Source organism: Candidatus Symbiothrix dinenymphae (assembly GCF_001431085.1).
On the sequence record NZ_BBRU01000597.1, the window covers coordinates 1 to 1,891 of the forward strand.

Below are 1,891 nucleotides of genomic sequence, written 5' to 3' on the forward strand. Positions count from 1 at the left end.
ATGGCGTATTGTTCAATAAAAATAAAACAACGCTCATACAATGCCCTGCAAAAAAAACAGGCGCATATACCATACCGAGCAGCGTTGATACTATTGACGTAAATGCTTTTTTTAATTGCAAGGGCTTAACTTCGGTGACGATACCTAATAGCGTTACGTCTATCGGCTTTGGTGCTTTTAGTTATTGCACTGGCTTAACTTCGGTGACGATACCAGACGGCGTTACCTCTATCGAGCAGTCTACTTTTTCCGGTTGCTCAGGTGTAACCGAAATAAACATAGGTAGCGGACTGACGACTATTGCTAATATAGTTTCCTCTATTGGACCAACTGCCATAAACATCGATGCTGCCAATGCAAGTCTTTCTGCGGTAGATGGAGTTGTATTTAATAAGAACAAAACTACCATTATCCACTATCCCTCAGGCAAGCAAGGCGCATCATATACCATACCGAGCAGCGTTGATACTATCGGCTCGAGAGCTTTTTTGGGTTGCGATAGTTTAACTTCAGTAATGCTACCTGACGGTGTTACAAGCATTGGAGAGTTTGCTTTTTATGCTTGCCGCGGTTTAACTTCTGTGACGATACCTGGCGGTGTGACCTCTATCGAGCGGTATGCTTTTCGAGAATGCAGCGGTCTTACCTTCGTTACTTGCCTTGCCACTACACCACCATTACTAGGCGATGATAATTTTACGGTGAGTGTCGACACTCTTTATGTGCCTGCTTCTGCAGTAGGTGCTTACGCCAATAGCAGTTGGATCAGTGTGTTTGGCAGAATTATTAGTGATGCGATAGATGCGACATTAGACGACTGTCAAGCGCACGTTGCAGCCTTGCAAGCGGACAGCACAACCAAGCAAGGGCAAATAGCTACCTTGCAAGCAGAAAAGGCTGCATTGCAAAGCGAAAAAGGTGCATTGCAATCGCATGTAAGTACTCTGCAAACAGACAGCACAAGCAAGCAAGGTCAAATAACTACCTTGCAAACTGAAGTAGCTACCTTGCAATCTCAAATAGCAACTTTGCAGGCGCAGCTTGATGAATGTGGCGGAACCGAAGTTCGCGCCGTTAATTCCATACCGGAGGTTTATCCTAATCCCACCACCGGCGTAGTATATGTGAACAACCCCAACGGCGCAGAAATCAAAGTGCACAACCTGAGAGGCGAATTGCTGCAAACGACCCGCGAAAGCCGCATAGATTTGTCCGGCGAGCCGAATGGTGTGTATCTGCTGCGGATAGGTGAGCAAACTTTGAAGGTGGTGAAGCAGTAGAGACGTGGCGCGCCACGTCTCTACCATGATGTTCGTCTGAACTGTGATTTTCGTCTGAACTGTGATTTTAAGATGATTTGTATGATTAAAAACAATCATACAAATCATTAAAATCATACGAAAATCAAAGTTCAGACAAAAGGATTGACAGGATTGAAGATAATCCTGCCAATCCTTTCATCTTGAAAATCCTGATTCAGACAATTGAAATATGAAGATGAAGATGTCTCAAATATATTCCCGTGCGTGCAATTCCAAAGGGAAAATTTGTCGTGCACCCATTTTTATCTGTCACACAATTCCTTAAAACTGCAATATTCACAATTTCTGGCAATTTCCGTTTGCGTAAACGGAATATCGGGATTGAACAGGTCGTCTATTTTACTCATTAACAGCTCGTTAAATTCGGACTGCAGCTCGCGAAAGTCGGTAATCGGTTCCTTTTCTTTGCCAAACACAATCGTTGGCGAATAATCCTCTTGGTGCGCCTGACGGATGTAGAGCAGCTGCGGGACGATTGGCAACATCGTTTCTTGCTTTTGGAGCAACACAGAGGCATAAACAAATGTCTGAAAAATATGTGCAGCACGACCGGCTTTTTGCTCGCCCTT

General features: G+C 44.3%; 2 protein-coding genes. One reads left to right on the forward strand and one right to left on the reverse strand.

Annotated features, from left to right (window positions below; all coding sequences use genetic code 11):
• On the forward strand, positions 1-1,280 hold a 1,280-nt coding region (locus ASC50_RS07345), incomplete at its 5' end, for a leucine-rich repeat domain-containing protein (protein ID WP_158648554.1).
• Positions 1,281-1,564: 284 nt separating this feature from the next.
• Here the strand turns inward: ASC50_RS07345 and ASC50_RS06535 are convergent.
• On the reverse strand, positions 1,565-1,891 hold a 327-nt coding region (locus ASC50_RS06535; RefSeq protein ID WP_162491151.1), incomplete at its 5' end, for a PD-(D/E)XK nuclease family protein.